General features: G+C 66.5%; 14 protein-coding genes. 5 read left to right on the forward strand and 9 right to left on the reverse strand.

The window, feature by feature from the left end; translation table 11 throughout:
* Positions 1-87 precede the first annotated feature (87 nt).
* Complete coding sequence (locus HIV01_RS13080; protein WP_200608541.1) at positions 88-3,024, reverse strand: TonB-dependent receptor domain-containing protein; 2,937 nt, start codon at positions 3,022-3,024, stop codon at positions 88-90.
* A 71-nt stretch (positions 3,025-3,095) separates the two neighbouring features.
* Complete coding sequence (locus HIV01_RS13085; protein ID WP_245156801.1) at positions 3,096-4,109, reverse strand: AraC family transcriptional regulator; 1,014 nt, start codon at positions 4,107-4,109, stop codon at positions 3,096-3,098.
* 123 nt (positions 4,110-4,232) lie between these two features.
* Between HIV01_RS13085 and cls the strand changes: the two genes are divergently transcribed.
* Positions 4,233-5,654, forward strand: coding sequence for a cardiolipin synthase (gene cls, locus HIV01_RS13090; protein ID WP_200607760.1), 1,422 nt, complete (start codon positions 4,233-4,235; stop codon positions 5,652-5,654).
* Here cls and HIV01_RS13095 read toward each other — a convergent pair.
* The gene (locus tag HIV01_RS13095; protein WP_200607762.1) at positions 5,651-5,905 is read right to left on the reverse strand and encodes a hypothetical protein; all 255 of its coding nucleotides are present in this window, start codon (positions 5,903-5,905) and stop codon (positions 5,651-5,653) included. The two genes, cls and HIV01_RS13095, sit on opposite strands and share 4 nt — an antisense overlap.
* Before the next feature lie 223 nt (positions 5,906-6,128).
* On the opposite strand from HIV01_RS13095, the gene HIV01_RS13100 reads away from it, so the two are divergent.
* Positions 6,129-9,587 carry a PAS domain-containing hybrid sensor histidine kinase/response regulator gene (locus HIV01_RS13100; protein WP_200607764.1) on the forward strand — a complete coding sequence of 1,153 codons (3,459 nt, stop codon included), beginning with the start codon at positions 6,129-6,131 and terminating at the stop codon, positions 9,585-9,587.
* Positions 9,588-9,601: 14 nt separating this feature from the next.
* Here HIV01_RS13100 and HIV01_RS13105 read toward each other — a convergent pair whose 3' ends face one another.
* The 5 genes from HIV01_RS13105 to acs form a co-directional block, all read right to left on the reverse strand.
* On the reverse strand, positions 9,602-10,933 hold the full coding sequence (locus HIV01_RS13105) for a PQQ-dependent sugar dehydrogenase (protein ID WP_200607766.1): 1,332 nt from the start codon (positions 10,931-10,933) through the stop codon (positions 9,602-9,604).
* Positions 10,934-11,056: 123 nt separating this feature from the next.
* Complete coding sequence (locus tag HIV01_RS13110) at positions 11,057-11,506, reverse strand: VOC family protein (RefSeq protein ID WP_200607768.1); 450 nt, start codon at positions 11,504-11,506, stop codon at positions 11,057-11,059.
* A gap of 32 nt (positions 11,507-11,538) precedes the next feature.
* Positions 11,539-12,369, reverse strand: a complete 831-nt coding sequence (locus tag HIV01_RS13115; RefSeq protein ID WP_200607770.1) for a helix-turn-helix transcriptional regulator — start codon at positions 12,367-12,369, stop codon at positions 11,539-11,541.
* Between the two features lie 45 nt (positions 12,370-12,414).
* Entirely contained in the window at positions 12,415-13,083 is a 669-nt protein-coding gene (locus HIV01_RS13120; RefSeq protein ID WP_200607771.1) for a response regulator transcription factor, read from the reverse strand.
* A gap of 10 nt (positions 13,084-13,093) precedes the next feature.
* Entirely contained in the window at positions 13,094-15,046 is a 1,953-nt protein-coding gene (gene acs, locus HIV01_RS13125; RefSeq protein WP_200607773.1) for an acetate--CoA ligase, read from the reverse strand.
* Between the two features lie 220 nt (positions 15,047-15,266).
* Here acs and HIV01_RS13130 point away from each other — a divergent pair, with 220 nt between their 5' ends.
* Positions 15,267-16,724 (forward strand): DcaP family trimeric outer membrane transporter, encoded by a 1,458-nt coding sequence (locus HIV01_RS13130; RefSeq protein WP_207526959.1) that lies wholly within the window; start codon positions 15,267-15,269, stop codon positions 16,722-16,724.
* Positions 16,725-16,738: 14 nt separating this feature from the next.
* Complete coding sequence (locus HIV01_RS13135) at positions 16,739-18,403, forward strand: MFS transporter (protein ID WP_200607777.1); 1,665 nt, start codon at positions 16,739-16,741, stop codon at positions 18,401-18,403.
* Positions 18,404-18,509: 106 nt separating this feature from the next.
* Here HIV01_RS13135 and HIV01_RS13140 read toward each other — a convergent pair whose 3' ends face one another.
* The gene (locus HIV01_RS13140) at positions 18,510-20,870 is read right to left on the reverse strand and encodes a Tex family protein (RefSeq protein ID WP_207526960.1); all 2,361 of its coding nucleotides are present in this window, start codon (positions 20,868-20,870) and stop codon (positions 18,510-18,512) included.
* A gap of 152 nt (positions 20,871-21,022) precedes the next feature.
* Here HIV01_RS13140 and HIV01_RS13145 point away from each other — a divergent pair, with 152 nt between their 5' ends.
* Entirely contained in the window at positions 21,023-21,751 is a 729-nt protein-coding gene (locus tag HIV01_RS13145) for a ThuA domain-containing protein (protein WP_200607781.1), read from the forward strand.
* Positions 21,752-21,779: the final 28 nt, after the last annotated feature.

Consider the following 21,779-nt stretch of genomic DNA (forward strand, 5'->3'; position numbering starts at 1 on the left):
GTCGGGCTTTTTTTGTGCATCCGAATCTTCCGGACACAAAAAAACGGCCCCTTGCGGGGCCGTAAGGTGCATTCACACCGAGGAGAATCAGAACTTCTGCGAGTAGCGCATGTAGAAGAAGCGGCCCGGGACTTCGTACTGCGGATCGAATGAGTTGTTCGCCGTGCTCAGCGAAATCGGCGGGTTCTTGTCAAACAGGTTGTTCATGCCGAGCGTGATCGTGGCGTTCCACGGTGCGTTCCAGAAGACGCTGGCGTCGTGGTAGGTCGTGGCGCCTATGTGGTGGCGCGACTCCTTTCTCGGGTCGATCGTGTCGCCGCCGGCAACTCCGCTCCAGACGCCATCGCCATTGGAATCGGTCGGAATGCCGATGTAGCGGCTCGTCTCGGTACACAGGTAGCCGTAGCCATCGGCTTCGTATCTCGGGTCGCACACTTCTTCCAGCGGGGAGTAGTAGCGGACGTTCCAGGTAGCTCCGACATTGCCTTTCTGCCAGCGGGTGCCCAGGTTGGAACGGATCCGCCAGTTGGTACCGGAGCCGACCAGATTTCCGCCTTCGTCATGATTGATCTGGCTGCCGATCGAAGGCTGCAACTGCTGGTCTTCGCCGTAACGTCCATCGCCATCCAGATCCTGCACATAGTCGGCCATGTACGTGCTGTCCCAGGTGAGGTTGAACCTGCCCAGTGATGTCTCCGGCAAACGATAGGTCAGCGTCAGGTCGTAACCTTCGACCCTGGCTCCGCCAATGTTGATGTTCGTGTTGACGAGCGTCCCGATGTTTCCACCAGGCTGGCGGGTGTACAGGCCACACGTGGGGCCCGCACCGCCCGAGTTGATGCACTGCTGGATGATCGCTTCGGCGCCGATGGTGGTGATGGCATCCTCGATCTTGATCTTCCACCAGTCCAATGCGATGTCCAGGCCCTCGACGTAGCCGGGGCTGTAGACGAACCCGAATGTCGTCGACTCTGAGGTCTCTGGCTGCAGGCGCGTGTTTCCGCCGACCGTGGTGCGAATCTGGTCGCCGTCCTGGATGTAGCCGCCGTTGGGCACACCCTGGGAAATGCAGGTCTGCTTTGCGATCGTACTCTGCACCGGGAAGCTGGTCGTGTTACATGGATCGCTCAGACTCGGGAAGGAATCACCGCGACCGGAGAACAACTCATCAATCGATGGCGCGCGGAAGCCTTGCGACCAGTTTCCGCGGACAAGCAAGTCATCGATCGGCTTCCATCGGAAACCGAACTTGCTGTTGAGCGTATCGCCGAAGTTGCTGTAGTCCGAATAGCGAGTTGCGATGGAGAAATCGAGCAGCTTTGCGAACGTGACATCGGCCAGCACCGGCACCGCGAGCTCGAGATAGGCTTCGTTGAGGTCGTAGCCGCCGCTGGTAGCCCTGCGGGAGTTGCCGGTGGTGTTGCCCGAGTTGATCAGTGCATCGGGTGAGTCGTAACCAGATTCTTCGCGATGCTCCACGCCTAAGGAGAATCCAAGCGGACCACCGGGGAGTTCGAAGAGTTCGCCTCCGATGTTGGCGTAGTAGTTCTTCAGGGTGTACTTGTATTCATCGTGCGCCGTGAAGCTCGTGAACTCGATCATCTCCGGTGTGATGCTGCCGGCACCGCCGAGGAAATTGAGTGGCACGCAGCCCGGCAATGGCTGGGCGGCAGTACCGCAGCGCGCGACACCATTGGCATCGCGGAATGACGGCCCCAGGGCCTGGCCCAGTGCGATCAGGTTGAACAGGCCTTGAGTCGTGTTGTTGGCCTTGTTCTCGCCATAGAGATAGCCCGCCTCCCAGTCGAACGTCTTCTCGCCGGCGTGGAGCACTCCATCAAACGCGGCATCCATCGCGAACGTGCGCACATCCTGGTTGAACTTGCGCCCGCCCGTTTCGTTGATGCGGCGGTTGATGCGCGAGACATCCCTTCCGAACGGGTTGTAGATGCTGTCCTTGCTGATGAAGACCTGTCTGGCAAGGTCAGGAATGTTTGGCGTCGTGCCGAGGGTCACCGGCATGGCTGCCAGCAGCTGCTGGGACTCGCGCTGGTTGTAGGTCACCGTGGTCTTGAAGCTGATGTCGTCGGTGATGTCGACGGACGCGTTGCCGAAAATGGAGCGGCGCTCCTGCGGCGTCACCAGATAATTGTCTGGCGCGAAGTTGTAGGCATCTTTGCCAACGACGTAAGGACGGGGGGCGGAGCCTGCGCCGTCGTAGGTGAAGGTGCCCGCCCTGCCATTGAAGTTGGTCTGGCCGCCGTTGCACACGCCCTTGGCGGGGTTGTAGCCGCCTGGACACAGGGCGAAGCGTCCGTCCGGGCTGGTGCCGCTGCCGTAGAAGTTGCCGGTGGTGTACGTCGGTTCCTTGGAGATGTAGCGATCACCAGCGAGTACCGGCTCTTCCTTGACATAACCGAACCCAAGCATCGCCGAGAAGCGATCGCTGCGGGTACCGATGGTGAAGTCGTAAGCCTGTCTGTTTCCGTCGCCCTTGTCGTACTGTCCGATGTAGGCATTGGCTTCGGCGCCGTCGAAGTTCTGGCGCAGGATCACGTTGACGACGCCGGCGATCGCATCCGATCCGTAGATGGTGGAGGCGCCGTCCTTCAGCACCTCGATTCGTTCGACCGCTGCCGTCGGAATGGTATTGAGATCGACCGCTCCACCGAGACCGGTACCGCCAACCCATCGCTTGCCGTTAACCAGAACCAGAGTCCGCTGATCGCCGAGATTGCGCAGATTGACGCGGGTCTCGCCGTTGCCGCCATTGTTGACCGTGGTGTTCAATGCCGAACCGCCGGCGGTGAGGTTCTGGATCACATCGCCAATCGATGTCAGCCCCTGTGCACTGATGTCCTCCCGGCTCAGCGAGAAGATCGGCTGCGAAGTTTCGATGTCCGCGCGCTTGATGCGCGATCCGGTGACTTCGATCTTGTCGAGCGTTGTGGTGCCCTTGTCGCTGGTTTCCTGGGCGCCGGCGAGGGCCGGCGCCAGGGCGATCGCGATGCCTGCCGGCAGCATGCCGACGCGCACCGCGGTGCGCAGGTTGCGGTGTTCCATGTATGACTTCTCCGGATGTTGTTATCGACGCGTTAAGCGCCTACCAACCTTATTCCGGAGTTCTTGATCACGTTTTCCCGCATGGACCTGACCGATCCGCTGCTTGCGCCAACGTCTTTTGCATTAGCAATGCGCCGCCTTTGCAGCATCAGGTCAGCGTCGCGTCGTGCTGCCCGGTACTCCGATGCGGTCATGCCGAAACGCGCACGGAAACTTCTGGCGAAGCTGCAACTGTTGTCGAATCCACTTGCGGCGCCGACCTCGCCAATGGTCATCAAGGTGGAGGCAAGCAGGCTTGCTGCATGATCCAGTCGCATGCGTGCCGATGCGGCCAGCGGACTTTCTCCATAGAGCTTGTGGAACAGCTTGGAGAAGTACCAGGTAGAGAAGCGCGTGCGTTCGGCCAGTTCACTGATGCGGACGATGCGATGGCAGTGACCTTCCAGGTACAGGCTGGCACGCTGCATGCGCTCGAACACCTGGCGCTTGCGTCCGAGCGATGCGCCCGGGCACAGGCCCAACCGCTGGCCGTACTCGGCCTGGATCTCCTGGAGAAACAAAAGCATCGAGCGCAATGGCGCCTGGATGCGGCCGCTGCGGCTGTCGTTGTCGATGTTGCGCGAGGCCCGGTACCACATCCGGGCGACCGTCCTGGCCTGCTCCGGCTTGAGACGGCCGCGCCCGACGTAAAGGCCGAAGTCGGAGAAGCGGCTCATCGCGCGCAGCGCATCTTCGGCGATGGTTAGGCCGATGCAGATGCCGTTCTGGTCGGGCTGGATCTGCGGCAGCGAATCCTTCGCGAATGCGATCCAGTCGCCGGTGCGCAGGTAGAAGCGGCCTTCCTTGGCTTCCACCCAGGAGCCTGCCCGCATCTGCACCCAGATCGAGAGATCCTGGCTCGTCAGCTCCACGCTTCCCATGCGCGAGGCACCGACGCACCTTGCCCATTGCCCTTCAGCCGGACCAATCCGCAACAACTGACCACGATCCGCCCACTTTGCTCGTTCCATAAGACCTGACTGACGTGTGAGGGCGTTCAGGCTCACTTGGCGTGGCTGGTGAGTACATAAGAACCTTCTTAAAGTGGCGGCCGGCGTGTGCCAGCTGGCACAAGCAGATGCTGCCGCGGCGGCGATGCCGCCATCACGCGCCCATGCTCCAATGCCGCCATGCCCTTTGACCTGCACGCCGGCTACTGGCTGTTCTTCCTGGACTGGCTGATCCGGCTGGCGGCGCTGGCGTGGATTCCGGTGCGCAGCCCGCCGGCGGCCGCGCGCAGCTGGCTGCTGCTGGTCGGCTTCGTGCCATTGCTCGGGTTGCCGCTGTATCTGGTACTCGGCCATCCGTGGCTGGCGCGGCAACGGCGCGAGCGCCAGGCGCTGGCATCGGCGGTGATCCGCGAGCGCCAGGACAGCCTGCGCGAATGGCGCTGGCTGCCACCGGGCGGCGAAGGCGACGCCAGCGCGGACATTCCGCGTCTTGCCGAGCGTCTGGGCGACTTCATGCCCACCCATGGCAACGGCATCGAGTTGCTCGACGACTACGACGCGTCGCTGGCCACGTTGCTCGCGGATATCGATGGCGCCCGCGAGGAAGTGCACCTGTTGTACTACCTGATGTTTGACGACCGCGTCGGCGCCGCGATCGCCGATGCGCTCAAGCGTGCGGCTTCGCGCGGCGTCCGCTGCCGGCTGCTGCTCGACGCGGTGGGTGCCAAGCCTGGCTTGCGTGCGTTCGCCCGACCGCTACGTGAGGCCGGCGTCGATGTCCGCGCGATGCTGGCCGGGGGCCTGGCCTGGCGCAGCCTGTCGCGCATGGACCTGCGCAACCATCGCAAGCTGGCGGTCATCGATCGCCGCGTGGGTTATGTCGGTTCGCAGAACCTCGCCGAGCCGGAGTTCGTCCCGGGCTACCCCAATCGCGAACTGGTCGCGCGTGTGATGGGGCCGGCGGTGCGGCAGATGGCGGCGCTGTTCGCCAGCGACTGGCTGATCGAGACCGGCGAGCGCCTGACTGCCGATGGCGCCTACACCGGCAATGGCGCGGCACCGGCGCAGCTGCTGCCAGGCGGGCCGGCGTATCCGTTCCAGAATGCGCGCAACGTCGTGGTCGCCCTGATCCAGCACGCGCGTCGACGGGTGGTGCTGACCACGCCCTACTTCGTGCCTGACGACGTGACGCTCGGCGCGCTGCACCTGGCCGCGTTGTCGGGAGTGCAGGTGCAACTGGTGCTGTCGCAGAGCAACAACCAGAACCTCACCCGCTGGGCGCAGCGGTCCTACTACGAAGAACTGCTGGAGGCCGGCGTCCGCATCGCGCTGTACCGGCCCCACTTCCTGCATGCCAAGCACCTGAGCGTCGACGAGGACATCGCCCTGATCGGCTCGATCAACCTCGACATCCGCTCCTTCGCGCTCAATGCCGAGGTCGGGCTGCTGTGCTACGACCGCGCCGTGGTCGAACGCCTTCGCGACATCGAGGCCGGATACCTGGCCGATTCGGAGATTCTCGAGCTGGCGTCGTGGCGGGCGCGACCGCGCTGGCGGCGCAGCGTGGAGGGGATTTCGCGACTGGCCGACTCGCTGATCTAGGCGCCGTCGCCGCTCATCAGGATGCGCACCTGATCGCAGCCGCGATCGATGACCGCCACTTCAATATCGCCTTCGTCGCCCTGAACGAACCACCGGTAGATCGGGTAGGCCGCGCCGAAGCTGACCAGCGGCGGTCGCCCGAATTCGCCGACGAAGCTGCCCAGCGTCCGGCGCGTCACCCCAATTTGCCGGACGGCAGCGCTGCGACTTCCGACGGCCAGGGCAACGGCGGACATCATGGTGGCGTCCATGGGCGAAAGAACGTCCAGGGCTGAAGCGTGCATTAGAGATCTCGGACTGTGGGGGTGGCCGCTTGCCACCTGGTCGCCACGATACGGGCATGAATGCTCCCGGGATCTGGGACTCGTCCCAAATCGACTGCGATTCCAGCCTCATGCCGCCAGCAAGGGGACAGGACGACAGCGCCTTGCCTGGCGTTCTACACTCGTCCCGTTCGAAAACGCGAGGCGCGCCGTGATCCCAGGCTGGATTCTGCTGCTGGTGTCGGCCGGTTACGTCGGCGTGCTGTTCGTGGTCGCCTATTACGGCGACCAGCGCGACTTCACGCCCAAGGCGCGCTGGATGCGCCCGGCCGTGTACTCGCTGGCACTGGCGGTGTACTGCTCATCGTGGACGTTCTACGGCGCGGTCGGCACGGCCGCACGCACCGGCCTGGGCTTCCTGCCGATCTACCTGGGGCCGCTGCTGATGCTGGCCTTCGGCTGGCGCATCCTCGAGCGGCTGGTGCTGATTTCCGGGCAGAACCGCATCGTTTCCATCGCCGACTTCCTGTCCTCGCGCTACGGTCGTGCGCCAGGGCTGGCGGCACTGGTGGCCTCGGTGGCGCTGACTGCGGCCGTTCCCTACGTCGCCCTGCAGTTCAAGGCGGTGGCGATGAGCGTGGAAGTGCTGGCCGGCGTGCCCAGCGACGCCGGCCTGCTGCACGACCCGGCGTTCTATGTCGCCCTGCTGCTGGCGGTGTTCGCGATCCTGTTCGGCACGCGCCAGATCGACGCGACCGAGCACCACCGCGGCATGGTGTTGGCGGTGGCGCTGGAATCGCTGGTGAAGCTGCTCGCGTTCCTGGCCATCGGCCTGTTCGCGCTGTTCCACCTGCCCGGCTTCGGCTCGCTGCCCGAACGCATGGTGCAGGCGGCCAGCATCGTCACCGCGCCCGGCGTGCCGGCCGGCTTCGTCGCCCAGACCCTGCTCGCCTTCGCCGCGATCGTCTGCCTGCCGCGCCAGTTCCACGTCGCAGTGGTCGAATGCCAGGATCCGTCCGACCTGCGCTCGGCGCGCTGGATGTTCGGCGGCTACCTGGTGCTGATCTCGCTGCTGGTGGTGCCGATCACGCTCACAGGCCAGGCGTTGCTTGCCGGCACCGGCGCATCGCCTGATACCTACGTGCTGGCGCTGCCGCTGGCGCTGAAACAGGATTCGCTGGCGCTGATCGTCTACATCGGCGGTTTCTCGGCCGCCACCGGCATGGTCATCGTGGCCAGCGTCGCGCTCGCGACGATGGTCAGCAACGACCTGATCGTGCCGCTGCTGCTGCGCAGCGGCGCGCTGCACGAAGGCCAGGGCATCGGCCGCCAGGTGCTGTGGGTGCGGCGCATCACCATCGTCGCGCTGGCGATGATGGCGTACGCCTATCACCGCGGCTCGGCCTATTACGGGCGCGGCGGCGAGGACACGCTGGCCCAGCACGGCCTGCTCGCGTTCGCAGCGGTCGCGCAGTTCGCGCCGGCGCTGATCGGCGGCCTGTACTGGCGCGGCGCCAGTCGCTCCGGTGCCTTCGCCGGCCTGTTCGCCGGCACCGTGCTGTGGCTGTACACGCTGCTGCTGCCGGCGCTGGCACGCGGTGGCTGGTTCGGCTCGGGCTGGCTCGAGCATGGCCCGCTCGGCGTGGACTGGCTGCAACCGGAGCAGCTGTTCGGCCTGCACGGCTGGGACCCGCTGACCCATGGCACGTTCTGGTCGCTGCTGTTCAACGTCGGCGTGTTCCTGTTCGTGTCGGTGCGGCAGCGCCCGCGCCTGCAGGAACAACTGCTGGCATCGCCGTACCTCGACCCCTACGTGCAGCGCCCCGCGCTCGGCCCGGGCGGCTGGGCCGGCAGCGTGCGCGGCAGCGAACTGCTGGCGCTGGCCGAGCGCATCGTCGGTGAGCGCCATGCCCGCCGCGCCTTCGAGGAGTACGCGCAGCAGCAGGGCCACCCGTGGCAACCCGCGCAGCCGGCCGACCGTGCGCTGGCACAGTTCACCGAACGCCTGCTGGCCTCGGCCATTGGCGCGGCCTCTGCGCGACTGACCCTGACCACGGCCTTGCGCGGTTCGGGCATGGAGCTGGGCGAGGTGGTCGCGCTGCTGGACGAGGCCAACCAGGAACTTCGATTCAACCGCCAGATCCTGTCGACAACGCTGGAGAACATCAGCCAAGGCGTCAGCGTGGTCGATGCGGAGATGCGGCTGGTGGCGTGGAATCGCCGCTACCAGGAGCTGTTCGAGTATCCCGACGGCATGCTCTACGTCGGCCGCCCGGTCAGCGACCTGATCCGCTGGAACGCCGAGCGCGGCGAGATGGGTCCGGGTCCGACCGAGGCCCAGGTGCAGCGCCGGCTCGCGCACCTGCGCGCGGGCGCACCACACGTGTTCGAGCGCGTGCGCGCCAACGGCCAGGTCATCGAGATGCGCGGGCGTCCGCTGCCCGGCGGCTACGTCACGACCTACAGCGACGTGACCGATTACAAGCGCGCCGAACAGGGACTGCGCGAAGTCAACGAGACGCTCGAGCAGCGCGTCGAACTGCGTACCCGCGAAGCCGAATCGGCGCAGCAGTCGAAGACGCGGTTCCTTGCCGCGATCAGCCACGACGTGCTGCAACCGCTCAATGCGGCGCGGCTGTTTGCCAGCGCGCTGCGCGAGACACCGGAGCCGGCCGAGCAGGCACGCCTGGCCGAGCGCGTCGATGCATCGTTGCGCGCCGCCGAGGATCTTCTCGACGGCCTGCTGGACATTTCGCGACTGGATGCCGGCGCCCTGCGCGTGGAAATCGTCGACTTCGATGTCAACGAGCTGCTGCGCGAGCTGGTCGCGCAGTACGCACCGGTCGCGTCCGGCCGCGGGCTGCAGTTGCGTGTACGCGCGCCGGACCGGCCGCGACCGGTGCGCAGCGACCGCCGCCTGCTGCGCCGCGCCCTGCAGAACTTCCTGGCCAATGCGCTGCGTTACACGCGCGAAGGTGGCGTGCTGATCGCCGCACGCGTGCGCGAAGGTGCGGTCGAGCTGCAGGTATGGGACACCGGACCCGGCATTTCCGAGTTCCACCTGGCGCAGATCTTCGACGAGTTCCGTCGCTTCGATACGCCGGGCGTCGGCGGTGAGCGCGGCCTCGGGCTGGGCCTGTCGATCTGCCAGCGCATCGCGCGCACGCTGGAGCATCCGCTGCGCGTGCGCTCGCGGATCGGGATCGGCAGCGTGTTCTCGATCACCGTGCCGTTCGGGCGGGCAATGTACGCCGCACCCCTGCCCGAGCCGCACCTGATGGTCGGCGGCGACTCACTCGCCGGCCTGCGCGTGCTGTGCGTGGACAACGACCGCGAGATCCTCGACGGCATGCGCAGCCTGTTGCAGCGCTGGGGTGTGACGGCGCTGACCGCGGCCAATGCCGATGAGGCGCTGGCGCTGCTGGTCGAATGCCCGGACGTGGCCCTGGTCGACTATCACCTGCACGACCGCCTCGACGGCCTGGGCGTCATCGATGAACTGCGCGTGCAGTGCGGCCGCAACCTGCCGGCGGCACTGCTCACCGGCGATGGCAGCGACGCACTCAAGCTGGCAGCGCGCGAACGCGGCTGCCGGGTGCTGACCAAGCCAGTGAAGCCGGCATCGCTGCGCGCGTTCCTGGCGGCGCAGCGGCAGGTGGTGCAGGTGTAAGGCGACCGCTCGCCCTATCGGGCAGCGCCGCGGGTTACACGCCAGATCACGTTGCCCACGTCGTCTGCGACCAGCAGTGCGCCACGCTTGTCGATCGCAACGCCGACCGGTCGCCCGCGCGCGTTGCCGCCCTCGTCGAGGAAACCGCTGAGCACGTCGCGCATCGCGCCAGCTGGCATGCCGCCTCGGAATGGGACGAAGACCACCTTGTAGCCATTGAGCGGTTTGCGGTTCCACGAGCCGTGCAGGCCGATGAAGGCACCCTCGGCGTAATCGCTGCCCAGCGCATCACCGTTCGCGAACGCCAGGCCGAGCGGGGCGACATGCGAGCCCAGGGCGTAGTCAGGGCGGCGCGCGGTGGCGACCAGGTCCGGGCGTTGCGGCTTCACGCGCGTGTCGACGTGCTGGCCAAAGTAGCTGTACGGCCAGCCATAGAAGGCGCCGCTGTCGACGCGGGTCAGGTAGTCCGGGACCAGGTCGTTGCCGAGCTCGTCGCGCTCATTGACCACGGCCCACAGTTGCCCGCTGCGCGGTTCCCACGCCAAGCCGACCGGGTTGCGCAGGCCACCCGCGTAGACGCGCTGGCTGCCGCCGTTAGCGTCGAGCTCGAGCACGGCGGCACGATTGGCTTCGGCGTCCATGCCGTTCTCGGCGATGTTGCTGTTGGAACCGACGCCTACGTAGAAGCGGCTGCCGTCGGGCGCCGCCAGCAGGCTCTTGGTCCAGTGGTGGTTGAACTTGTCGCCGGCCTTGCCGGGCAGATCGGCGACTTTCTCCGGCGCCGCCGCAAGACGCGTCTCACCGGCGGTGTAGTGCGCACGCACCAGCGAGTCGGTGTTGGCGATGTAGAGCGTGTCGCCGACCAGGGCCATGCCGAACGGCGAGCTGAGGTTGCTGGCGTAGATGCTGCGGGTTTCGGCAACGCCGTCGCCGTTGCTGTCGCGCAACAGGGTGATGCGGTTCGGGCTTGGCACCGCGCCGCCGGCGCGCTTCTTTACCGCGCCCATGATCTTGCCCTTGATGCCGCCAATCCCCGAGCGACCCGGCGGTGCGTTGGATTCGGCGACCAGCACGTCGCCGTTGGGCAGCACGTACAGCCAGCGTGGATGATCGAGTCCGCTGGCGAATGCGGTGACCTTGAGGCCGCTGGCGGCCGTGGGCGTGGTGTTGGCCGGCCACCCTTCGGCAGGGGCGATGTTCACGGTCGGAATGGCCGACGGCGCGGGCTCGGCGATCACCGGATCGGGTCCGGTGTCTTCGCCCGACTTCAGCGAGGCCTGGCCGGCGCACGCCGACAGCGTGGCGGCCAGGCCAAGGCAGGTGGCACGACGCAGCGACAGATGCATGCAGCCTCCATTGCGCACACTGGGATCAGCTGCAAGCACTACGCCGGCCATCGTGGTGCCTAAGTGATAACGGTGCGGACGGCGCGGCGATCGTTCAGATCCGTGGAGGCCGCGTGCACGTACCTAGTCGCACGGCCCCGCGGTCAGCGCGATGAAGCGGCGCTGCATCTCCTGCGGCGTGACGTCCTCGATGCTGTGGCCGATGTTCCAGCGATGTCCGAACGGATCGCGCACGACGCCGGAGCGTTCGCCGTAGAACTGGTCACGGGCAGGCATCACCACCGTTGCTCCGGCCGATACCGCGTGCGCGATCACTTCGTCGGCATTGTCGACATGCACATGCAGGGTCACGCTGCTGGAAGCCGTCGGGTCCGGCGCGAGGATGTCGTACTCGGGGTACTCCTCGCACAGCATCAGCGTGGTGCCGGCGATCGACACCTCGGCATGGCCGATGCGGCCGCCGGCGTCGACCAGGCGCAGGGTTTCGCTGGCGCCGAAGACATCGCGGTAGAAGTCGATGGCCGCTTGCGCATCGCGGACACACAGGTAGGCAAACAGTTCGCGGGTGGACATGGCGGTCTCGCGGCAGTGGGTGTGCGTGGACCTTAGGTCGGGGCCGTGCCCGCGTCTTGAAGGAAATTGACCATGGCGACGTGGGCCTCGCCGCGCACCGGCGCCCGCCTGTACGCCTGCGGCGTCATCCCGGACAGTTCGCGGAACTCGCGGTTGAAGTGCGCCTGGTCGCTGTAGCCGGCGTCGATGGCGATGTCGGCCAGGGGCTGGCCGCGCGCGAGCAGTCGCAACGCATGGCGGAATCGCAGCACACGGGCATAGGCCTTTGGCGCCAGGCCGGTCGCCGCGCGGAATCGCGCCAGCAGGTGTCGATGGCTCAACCCGCTGGCCTGGGCCAGGGATGCGACAGGCTCACGCTGCCCGAGTCCCTGCATTGCCTGGGCGATCGCAGGGTGCATCGCGCGTGCCGGGCGAAGGCGCGCAAACAGTGCGCGCTGCATGAGCTCGAGCTGATGCGATTCGTCGTCGCAGTCGAGCAGCGCTTCATGCAGTCGGCCTGCGGCGGGGCCCCATAACGCATCGAGGGGCGTGTGGCTGGACGACAGTTCGTCGGCGTCGCAGCCGAACAGGGCCTGCGTTGCGCCCGGCCGCAGGATTACGCCGACCGATCGCGAGGGCTGCGTAGTGTCCTTGACGTAGAAGCCGGCGCGCGCGCCAGCCACGACGGCATCGGCTACGGTCTCGCCGCGCAGGTCACCGGCGTCGCGATACAGGCGCAGCGGGCCATCGAGGCGAATCGCCAGATGCATGCCGGTGCAGGGCAACACGTGCTCGCGCGGCGCGACCGATTGCCCTGGCGCAGCGCTGGCCCAGACCGCCTCGACATACGGTCGCAGTGCAGGGTGCGGGCGGCGGAGGCTCATGGGGCGGAGAGTACACCCGCGGGGTTTTCGGGGCCGTGGAGCCGGCTACTCCGCCTCTTCCGGCGGCGGAACTATGGCGCTGGGGTCCAGGGCGAGGCGGCCGGCGATCAGCACGGCCTGGGTGCGGTTGCTGGCGCCGAGCTTGCGCAGGATCGCGGTGACGTGGGCTTTCACCGTTGCCTCCGACACGCCCAGCTCATAGCCGATCTGCTTGTTGAGCAGGCCCGAGCCGAGCATCTGCAACACGCGGAACTGCTGCGGCGTGAGGTCGCGCAGGCGCTGTGCGGCGTCGTGCTCGTCGGCGTGCGCGGCCGGTGCGGACAAGGCCGCCGCCGGTGCCCAGCGGTCGCCGTCGAGCACGCGCGTGATCGCCTCGCCGAGCGTCGCCGCGTCGGCCGACTTGGGAATGAAGCCGACCGCGCCGTGGTCGAGCGCGCGACGCATCACGGTGGGTTCCTCGCGCGCCGACACGACCACGATCGGCAATTGCGGATGCAGTGCGCGCAGATGCACCAGCGCGCTGAAACCCTGCGCGCCGGGCATGTTCAGGTCGAGCAGCAACAGGTCGGCATCGGGCTCGGCCTCGACCAGCGTGTACAGCGCATCGACGCTGTCGGCCTCGCGCAGCTGCGCCTGGGGCAGCACGCGCGCGACCGCGCCGCGCAGTGCCTCGCGGAACAGCGGGTGGTCGTCGGCGATCAGCAGGGTGGTCATGCGGTTGGGGTCAGGGCACGCGGCGTTCGTTGACCAGGCTTTCGACGACGCTCGGGTCGGCCAGCGTGCTGGTGTCGCCGAGCTGGTCAGGAGCGTTCTCGGCGATCTTGCGCAGGATGCGGCGCATGATCTTGCCCGAGCGCGTCTTCGGCAGGCCCGGCGCCCACTGAAGATGGTCGGGCGTGGCGATCGGTCCGATCTCCTTGCGCACGTGCGCGATCAGTTCCTTGTGCAGCGCTTCGGTCGCGGCCTCGCCGGCGATCAGGGTGACGTAGGCGTAGATGCCCTGGCCCTTGATGTCGTGCGGGAAGCCGACCACTGCCGCCTCGGCCACCTTCGGGTGCGAAACCAGCGCGCTTTCGACTTCGGCCGTGCCGATGCGATGGCCGCTGACGTTGATCACGTCATCGACGCGTCCGGTGATCCAGTAGTAGCCGTCGGCATCGCGACGGCAACCGTCGCCGGTGAAGTACATGCCCGGGTAGGTGCGGAAGTAGGTGTCGATGAAGCGCTGGTGGTCACCGTAGACGGTGCGCATCTGGCCCGGCCACGAATCGAGCAGGACCAGGTTGCCCTCGGCCTCGCCTTCGAGCAGTTGGCCATTGGCATCGACCAGCGCCGGCTGCACGCCGAAGAAGGGCTTGGTCGCCGAGCCCGGCTTGAGGTCGATCGCGCCGGCCAGCGGCGTGATCAGGATGCCCCCGGTTTCGGTCTGCCACCAGGTGTCCACGACCGGGCAACGCGAATCGCCGACCACTTCGTAGTACCAGCGCCAGGCCTCGGGATTGATCGGCTCGCCGACCGTGCCGAGCAGGCGCAGCGAGGCGCGCGAGGTCTTCTTCACCGGCTCGTCGCCATCGCGCATCAGTGCGCGGATCGCGGTCGGGGCGGTGTAGAAGATGCTGACCTTGTGCTTGTCGATCACTTCCCAGAAACGCGACACGCTCGGGTAGTTCGGCACGCCTTCGAACACGACCGCGGTAGAACCATTGGAAAGCGGCCCGTAGACGATGTAGCTGTGGCCGGTGACCCAGCCGACGTCGGCGGTGCACCAGTAGATGTCGTCGTCGCGCAGGTCGAACACCATCTCGTGGGTATAGCTGGCGTAGACCAGGTAGCCGGCGGTGGTGTGCAGCACGCCCTTGGGCTTGCCGGTCGAGCCGGAGGTATAGAGGATGAAGAGCGGATCTTCGGCGTTCATGCGCTCGGGCGCGCACTCTTCCGACTGGCCTTCGACGACGGCGTCGTACCAGCGGTCACGCGGCATCTGCATGTCGACGGCCGAACCGGTGTGGCGCACTACCAGCACCGTCTCGACGGTATTGGTGCCGGGCATCTTCAGCGCCGCATCGACGTTGGCCTTGAGCGGCACCTTCTTGCCGCCACGCAGGCCTTCGTCGGCGGTGATGATCAGCTTGCTGGTGCAGTCGGCAACGCGGTCGGCGATCGAGTTCGGGGCGAAGCCGCCGAACACCACCGAGTGGATCGCGCCGACGCGCGCGCAGGCGAGCATCGAGACGATCGCTTCGGGGATCATCGGCAGGTAGATGGTGATGCGGTCGCCCTTGCGCACGCCGAGCGAGCGCAGCGCGTTGGCCAGTTTGCACACCCGTGCATGCAGGTCGCGGTAGGTGATGTGCTCGGCCGGCTTGGACGGATCGTCCTGCTCGAAGATCAACGCGGTCTTGTCGCCGCGCTGGGCCAGGTGGCGGTCGAGGCAGTTGACGCTGGCGTTGAGTTCGCCGTCCTCGTACCAGCGGATGTGGAAGTCGTCGAGCTGGTAGCTGACGTCCTTGACCTTCGTCGGCGCCTTGAACCAGTCCAGGCGCTGCGCGACCTTGCCCCAGAACGCGTCGGGCTGGTTCACCGATTCGGCGTACATGCGCTCGTACGCTTCGCGCGTGACCCGCGACTTGGCGGCGAATTCGGGATCGACAGGGTGGACGACGGCGGGGTGGTTCATGGCGTGCTCCGGGACAAGGTTCTGTCTGGGTTTCTGGCGTGGGACGGTCCAGTTTGCCGCATTCACTGTTAAAGCCTCATCCGGCAGGGTGTAGACCATAGTCGTAATTGGCGGTTATCGAGCCTTTCCTACGACCAATGGGGAATGGTTGTGCAGCGCGATGCGCCAGCAGGCTGGCCGAGGCCGCGCATTGGGTGCGGCGTTCCGTTGGGAGGGAATCATGTCCGCAATCATTGCGTCGCCGACGAGGAAGGCCGCGACTGTGCGTCGCCGCCCGCTCGCCGCCGCCCTGCTGGTCGCGCTGGCGTTGCCGGGGATGGCATTCGCGCAAACCGCGAAGGAAAAAGAGCTCGAAGCACGCGTCGCCCAGCTCGAAGCCATGGTCAAGCAGCTGGTCTCGCAGCAGCAGCAACAGCAGAGCCAGATCAGCGAGGTCAAGACCGCGCAGGCCACGGCGCCCGCAACTGCCGCGGCCCCCGCCGCAGCCGTGACCGCGGGTGCCGCCGCCGGAAATCCGCCGGCGCCGGCCAAACCGACCATCCAGACCGCGCCGATCATGGCCACGGCGAACCCGGGAACGCGCTTCAGCTATGGCGGTTTCATCAAGCTCGATGCTTCGCTGACCCAGACCAACGACGGCGACATTCCCGACGGCACCGTCGGCCGCCTGTTCTACGTGCCCAAGGCAATCCCGGTCGGCGGTGGCCGCACCGACGAAGGCGGCTCCGACACCGACATGGGCGTGAACTTCTCGCGCTTCTGGTTTGGTGCCGACACCGACCTGGACAGCGGCGACAAGCTCAAGGCTTACCTCGAGTTCGATCTGTTCGGTGGCGGCAGCACCGCCTTCACCGGCAACGAGATCGCCACCAACACCTACGCGCTGACCCTGCGCCAGGCGTATGTGCAGTGGAACAACTGGCTGGCCGGCCAGACCTGGACCAACTTCCAGGACACCGCCGCCCTGCCCGACACCGTCGACTTCCTCGGCCCGACCGAGGGCACGGTGTTCGTCCGCCACGCGCAGTTGCGCTACACCAACGGCCCGTGGTCGTTCTCGATGGAGAACCCGGAGACGGTCTACACGCCCTTCAACGGCAACATGGGGCAGGTGCAGGGTGACGACGGCGAGATGCCCGACTTGACCGGCCGCTACACCTTCAAGGGTGATTGGGGCCACTTCGGCATCGCCGGCCTGGTGCGCCAGTTGGCCTTCCAGAACGGCCCGCTCAACCAGGACTCCGACGAGATGGGTTACGGCGTGAGCGTCTCGGGCAAGTTCAACCTCGGCAAGAACGACGACATCCGCTACATGGTCACCGGCGGCAGCGGCATCGGCCGCTACATCGGCCTGGCGCTCAGCAACGACGCCGTGCTCGATTCCACCGGCAACCTGGACAACATCGACCTGATCGCCGGGTTCGTCGGCTGGCGCCATGTGTTCAGTCCGAAGCTGCGCACGAACATCTTCTATTCGCGCGCCGACTACGACCAGGACACCGCCCTCACCGGCCTTGGCATCACCAAGGGTGCGCAGTCCGGCCACGTCAACGTGATCTACACGCCGCTGCCCAAGCTCGACCTCGGTGCCGAGCTGATCTGGGGCCAGCGTGAACTCGAAAACGGCGACCGCGGCGACCTCAATCGCCTGCAGACGCACGTGAAGTACAACTTCTAAGGGGCGACGAGCACATGTCCACCATCACTGCAAACTCCGACAAACCTGCCGCATCGCTGACCCAGGGGCACAAGAAGGTCATCTTCGCCTCCAGCCTCGGCACCGTGTTCGAGTGGTACGACTTCTACCTGTACGGCTCGCTCGCGGCGATCATCGCCAAGCAGTTCTTCTCCGGCCTCAATGACACGAGCGCCTTCATCTTCGCCCTGCTCGCCTTCGCCGCCGGCTTCGCCGTGCGACCGTTCGGCGCGATCTTCTTCGGTCGCATCGGCGACATGATCGGCCGCAAGTACACGTTCCTGGTCACGATCGTGATCATGGGCCTGTCGACGTTCCTGGTCGGCATCCTGCCCAACTACGCCAGCATCGGGTTTGCCGCACCGGCCATCCTGATCTTCCTGCGCTTGTTGCAGGGCCTGGCACTGGGCGGCGAGTACGGCGGCGCGGCGACGTACGTGGCCGAGCACGCCCCGCACGGCAAGCGTGGCCTGTACACCAGCTTCATCCAGACCACCGCGACCATCGGCCTTTTCCTGTCGCTGCTGGTGATCCTGGGCGTTCGCACGTACTTGGGCACCGAGGCGTTCGAGGCCTGGGGCTGGCGCATTCCGTTCCTGCTGTCGATCATCCTGCTCGGCGTGTCGGTGTGGATCCGCCTGCAGCTCAACGAGTCGCCGCTGTTCCAGCAGATGAAGGCCGAGGGCAAGACCTCCAAGGCCCCGATCACCGAAAGCTTCTTCACCAAGAACGGCAAGATCGTGCTGCTGGCCCTGCTCGGCGGTACCGCCGGCCAGGCCGTGGTCTGGTACGCGGGTCAGTTCTACGCGATGTACTTCCTGACGCAGTCGCTGAAGGTGGATGCCACGACTACATGGCTGCTGATCGCGGCGGCACTGGCGATCGGCACGCCGTTCTTCATCTTCTTCGGCTGGCTGTCGGACAAGATCGGCCGCAAGAAGATCGTCATGGCCGGCTGCCTGATCGCCGCGCTGACCTACTTCCCGCTGTTCAAGGCGCTGACCCACTACGCCAACCCGGCCATCGCCGAAGCCAGCACGAACGCACCGGCCGTGGTCCATGCCGATCCGGATACCTGCTCGTTCCAGTTCGACCCGGTCGGCAAGAAGGTCTTCACCAACTCGTGCGACATCGCCACCGCGGCCCTCGCCAAGGCGGGCGTGCCGTACACGATTGCTGCCGCTCCTGCCGGCACCGTGGCCAAGGTCACCGTCGGTTCGGTGGAAGTGGCGGGCTATGAAGGTGCGGGCCTGAGCAAGGAAGATAGCAAGGCCAAGGGCGATGCGTTCACCGGTGAGCTGAAGGCGGCGCTGAAGGCCGGCAGCTATCCGGAGAAGGCCGATGACGCGCGCATCAACAAGCCGATGGTGCTGGTGGTGCTGACCATCCTGGTGATCTACGTGACGATGGTCTACGGCCCGATCGCGGCATGGCTGGTCGAGCTTTTCCCGACCCGCATCCGCTACACCTCGATGTCGCTGCCGTACCACATCGGCAATGGCTGGTTCGGCGGCTTCCTGCCGACGATCGCCTTCGCCCTGGTCGCGGCCACCGGCAACATGTACTACGGCCTGTGGTACCCGATCGTGATCGCACTGATGACCTTCGTGATCGGCTCGCTGTTCCTGCGCGAGACGAAGGACGTGGATATCACGCAGTAACGCTGCCTCTCTCGTCGTAGTGCGGTAACGACAACGCCGGCCCTGGGCCGGCGTTGTTGTTTGAGGGACATCGTCATCCCGGCGTACGCCGGGATCCATTTGCTTCCTAGCTCTTCTTCGCCCGCGCAAACGCCGCCGCCAGCGCGTTGTTCGCCGGTGCCGGAGCCTGCTTCGGCATCGGCGCACCACGGCCGCCATCACGGCCGCCGCCACGGTTCTGGTTCGGCCTCGCATCGCGATCCTCGCGCGGACCACGCGGTGCCGGAGCGCTGTCGTCCAGGCGGCGCGTCAGTGCGATGCGCTTGCGGGCGACATCGACCTCCAGCACCTTGACCTTGACGATGTCGCCGGCCTTCACGACTTCGCGCGGATCCTTGACGTACTTGTCCGACAGCGCCGAGATGTGGATCAGGCCGTCCTGGTGCACGCCGATGTCGACGAACGCGCCGAACGCGGCGACGTTGCTGACCACGCCTTCCAGGATCATGCCTTCGCGCAGGTCCTTGATGTCCTCCACGCCGTCGGCGAAACGCGCGGCCTTGAACTCGGGGCGCGGGTCGCGGCCGGGCTTTTCGAGTTCCTTGAGGATGTCGCGCACGGTCGGCACGCCGAAGCGTTCGTCGGTGAACTGCTCGGGCTTGAGGCCGCGCAGCAGCGAGGCATCGCCGATCACCTGCTTCACTTCACGACCGCACTGCTTGAGGATGCGCTCGACCACCGGATAGGCCTCCGGGTGCACCGACGATGCGTCCAGCGGCTGGTCGCCGTCGCTGATGCGCAGGAAGCCGGCGCACTGTTCGAACGTCTTGTCGCCCAGGCGCGGCACTTTCAGCAGTTCCTTGCGGCTCTTGAACGCGCCGTTGCTGTCGCGGTAGACGACGATGTTCTCGGCCACCGTCGACGACAGGCCGGACACGCGCGTCAGCAGCGCCGCCGAGGCGGTGTTGACGTCGACGCCGACGGCGTTCACGCAGTCCTCCACGCGCGCATCGAGCGTGCGCGCCAGGCGGAACTGGTCGACGTCGTGCTGGTACTGGCCCACGCCAATGGCCTTGGGCTCGATCTTGACCAGCTCTGCCAGCGGATCCTGCAGGCGTCGTGCGATCGACACCGCGCCACGGATCGACACGTCGAGGTTGGGGAATTCCTTGGCGGCGAACTCGGAGGCCGAGTACACCGACGCACCGGCTTCGCTGACCACGATCTTCTGCATCGACAGCGTCGGCACGAGCTTGATCAGGTCACCGGCGAGCTTGTCGGTCTCGCGCGAGGCGGTGCCGTTGCCGATCGCGATCAGTTCGACCTGGTGCTTGACGCACAGCTGGCGCAGCAACGCCAGCGACTGGTCCCACTGGCGCTTCGGCTCGTGCGGGTAGATCGTCGCGTGGTCGACGAACTTGCCGGTGCGGTCGACCACGGCGACCTTGACGCCGGTACGCAGGCCCGGATCGAGGCCAAGCACGGCCTTGGCACCGGCCGGCGCGGCCAGCATCAGGTCCTTGAGGTTGTCGCCGAAGACGTCGATGGCCTCGACTTCGGCCTTCTCGCGCGCCTGCGCGAACAGGTCGAGCAGCAGGTGCAGGTGCAGCTTGGCCTTCCAGGTCAGGCGGCAGCAATCGAGCAGCCACTTGTCGGCCGGACGGCCCTGCGCCTTGATGCCGGCGTGCACGGCGACGCGGCCTTCGGCCAGCAGGTGGCCGGCCGCGGCATCGGTGCCCGGGTCGAGGTCGAGGAACAGGAACTCTTCGCGACGGCCACGGAACAGCGCGAGCAGACGGTGCGAGGGAATCTTCGCCAGCGGTTCGGCATGGTCGAAGTAGTCGCGGAACTTCTCGCCGGCCAGCTCCTTGCCTTCGGCGACCTTGGCGCGGATCACGCCGACTTCGTGCAGCCAGCCGCGCAATTCGCCGACCAGTGCCGCGTCTTCGCCCCAGCGCTCCATCAGGATCGCGCGGGCGCCGTCGAGCGCGGCCTTGACGTCGGCCACGCCCTTCTCGGCATCGACGAAACCGGCGGCGAACTCTTCCGGCACCTGCATCGGATCGGCCAACAGGCCATCGGCGAGCGGCTCCAGACCGGCTTCGCGCGCGATCTGCGCCTTGGTGCGGCGCTTGGGCTTGTACGGCAGGTAGAGGTCTTCCAGGCGCGACTTGCTGTCGGCTGCCTCGATCTCGCCGCGCAGTTCGTCGCTGAGCTTGCCCTGTTCCTCGATGCTGGCCAGCACCGCGGCGCGGCGGTCCTCGAGTTCGCGCAGGTAGGTCAGGCGCGTCTCAAGGTTGCGCAGCTGGGTGTCGTCGAGGCCGCCGGTGACTTCCTTGCGGTAGCGCGCGATGAACGGCACGGTCGCGCCTTCGTCGAGCAGGGCGATGGCGGACTGGGCCTGTTGCGTCTGGGCGCCGATTTCCTCGGCAATCAGGCGGGCGATCTTGCCCGCGACCTGGGCGGCGACTTGCTTGAGATCCTGCATTGCATCCAATCGTGAAATCCCGGAGTACCGGGGAGACGGCGATTGTCGCAATGCGGGCGCTGGCGCGTAACCCGTTGACACGACGGCGCTGGAGTGCGTGCGCCCTCCCTGCCCTGTTCAGATGCACTGGGTCGCCATGGCATGATCCGCGCATGCGCCGACTGACCCTTGCCTGGCTATGCACGTCGACCTTGCTGCTTGCCGGTTTCGCGTCCGCCGCGACGCCGGAGCGGGCACTGGTGTTCACCAAGACCACCGGGTGGCGGCATACGTCGATCCCGACCGCCGTGGCCACGCTGCAGCAGCTGGCGGGCGCACAAGGCCTTGCCGTCGACCACAGCGAGAACGCGGCGGACTTCAACGCCGCCAATCTGGCGCGCTACAAGGTGGTCGTGTTCGCCAGCACCACCGGCGACATCCTCGATTCGGAACAGAAGCAGGCACTGCAGGCCTTCATGCGCGCTGGCGGCGGATTCGTCGGCGTGCACTCGGCCGCGGATACCGAGCACGACTGGCCCTGGTATGGGCAGCTGGTCGGTGCGTGGTTCAAGTCGCACCCGAAAGGCCTGCAGGCCACGCAGGTGCGGCCGGAGCTGGCTGGCAAACGCAACGGCAAGCCCTGGCCGATCACCGACGAGATCTACAACTACGACCGAAATCCGCGCGAGCAGGTGCGGGTGATCGCCACGGTTGACGAGTCGTTGTACGAGGGCGGCACCATGGGTGCGGACCATCCGATCAGCTGGTGTCATGCCTTCGAAGGCGGGCGCAGCTGGTATACGGGATTGGGTCACGACGAGGCCGTGTACTCCGATCAGAACTTCCTGCAGCAGCTTCGGGCCGGTCTGCGTTACGCGACCGGCAAATCAGACGACTGCTGATCCGCTCCGCGTTCGGTAACGAACGCGG

The sequence above is a fragment of the Lysobacter arenosi genome (genome assembly GCF_016613475.2).
In the GTDB taxonomy this organism is placed as follows: Bacteria; Pseudomonadota; Gammaproteobacteria; order Xanthomonadales; family Xanthomonadaceae; genus Lysobacter_J; species Lysobacter_J arenosi.

Bases quoted from the DNA above. Each gene is read 5' to 3' on its own strand.
- HIV01_RS13080 (WP_200608541.1), bottom strand. From the start codon at position 3,024: ATGCTGCCGGCAGGCATCGCGATCGCCCTGGCGCCGGCCCTCGCCGGC.
- cls (WP_200607760.1), top strand. From the start codon at position 4,233: ATGCCCTTTGACCTGCACGCCGGCTACTGGCTGTTCTTCCTGGACTGG.
- HIV01_RS13095 (WP_200607762.1), bottom strand. From the start codon at position 5,905: ATGGACGCCACCATGATGTCCGCCGTTGCCCTGGCCGTCGGAAGTCGC.
- HIV01_RS13105 (WP_200607766.1), bottom strand. From the start codon at position 10,933: ATGCATCTGTCGCTGCGTCGTGCCACCTGCCTTGGCCTGGCCGCCACG.
- HIV01_RS13110 (WP_200607768.1), bottom strand. From the start codon at position 11,506: ATGTCCACCCGCGAACTGTTTGCCTACCTGTGTGTCCGCGATGCGCAA.
- HIV01_RS13115 (WP_200607770.1), bottom strand. From the start codon at position 12,369: ATGAGCCTCCGCCGCCCGCACCCTGCACTGCGACCGTATGTCGAGGCG.
- HIV01_RS13120 (WP_200607771.1), bottom strand. From the start codon at position 13,083: ATGACCACCCTGCTGATCGCCGACGACCACCCGCTGTTCCGCGAGGCA.
- acs (WP_200607773.1), bottom strand. From the start codon at position 15,046: ATGAACCACCCCGCCGTCGTCCACCCTGTCGATCCCGAATTCGCCGCC.
- HIV01_RS13130 (WP_207526959.1), top strand. From the start codon at position 15,267: ATGTCCGCAATCATTGCGTCGCCGACGAGGAAGGCCGCGACTGTGCGT.
- HIV01_RS13135 (WP_200607777.1), top strand. From the start codon at position 16,739: ATGTCCACCATCACTGCAAACTCCGACAAACCTGCCGCATCGCTGACC.
- HIV01_RS13140 (WP_207526960.1), bottom strand. From the start codon at position 20,870: ATGCAGGATCTCAAGCAAGTCGCCGCCCAGGTCGCGGGCAAGATCGCC.
- HIV01_RS13145 (WP_200607781.1), top strand. From the start codon at position 21,023: ATGCGCCGACTGACCCTTGCCTGGCTATGCACGTCGACCTTGCTGCTT.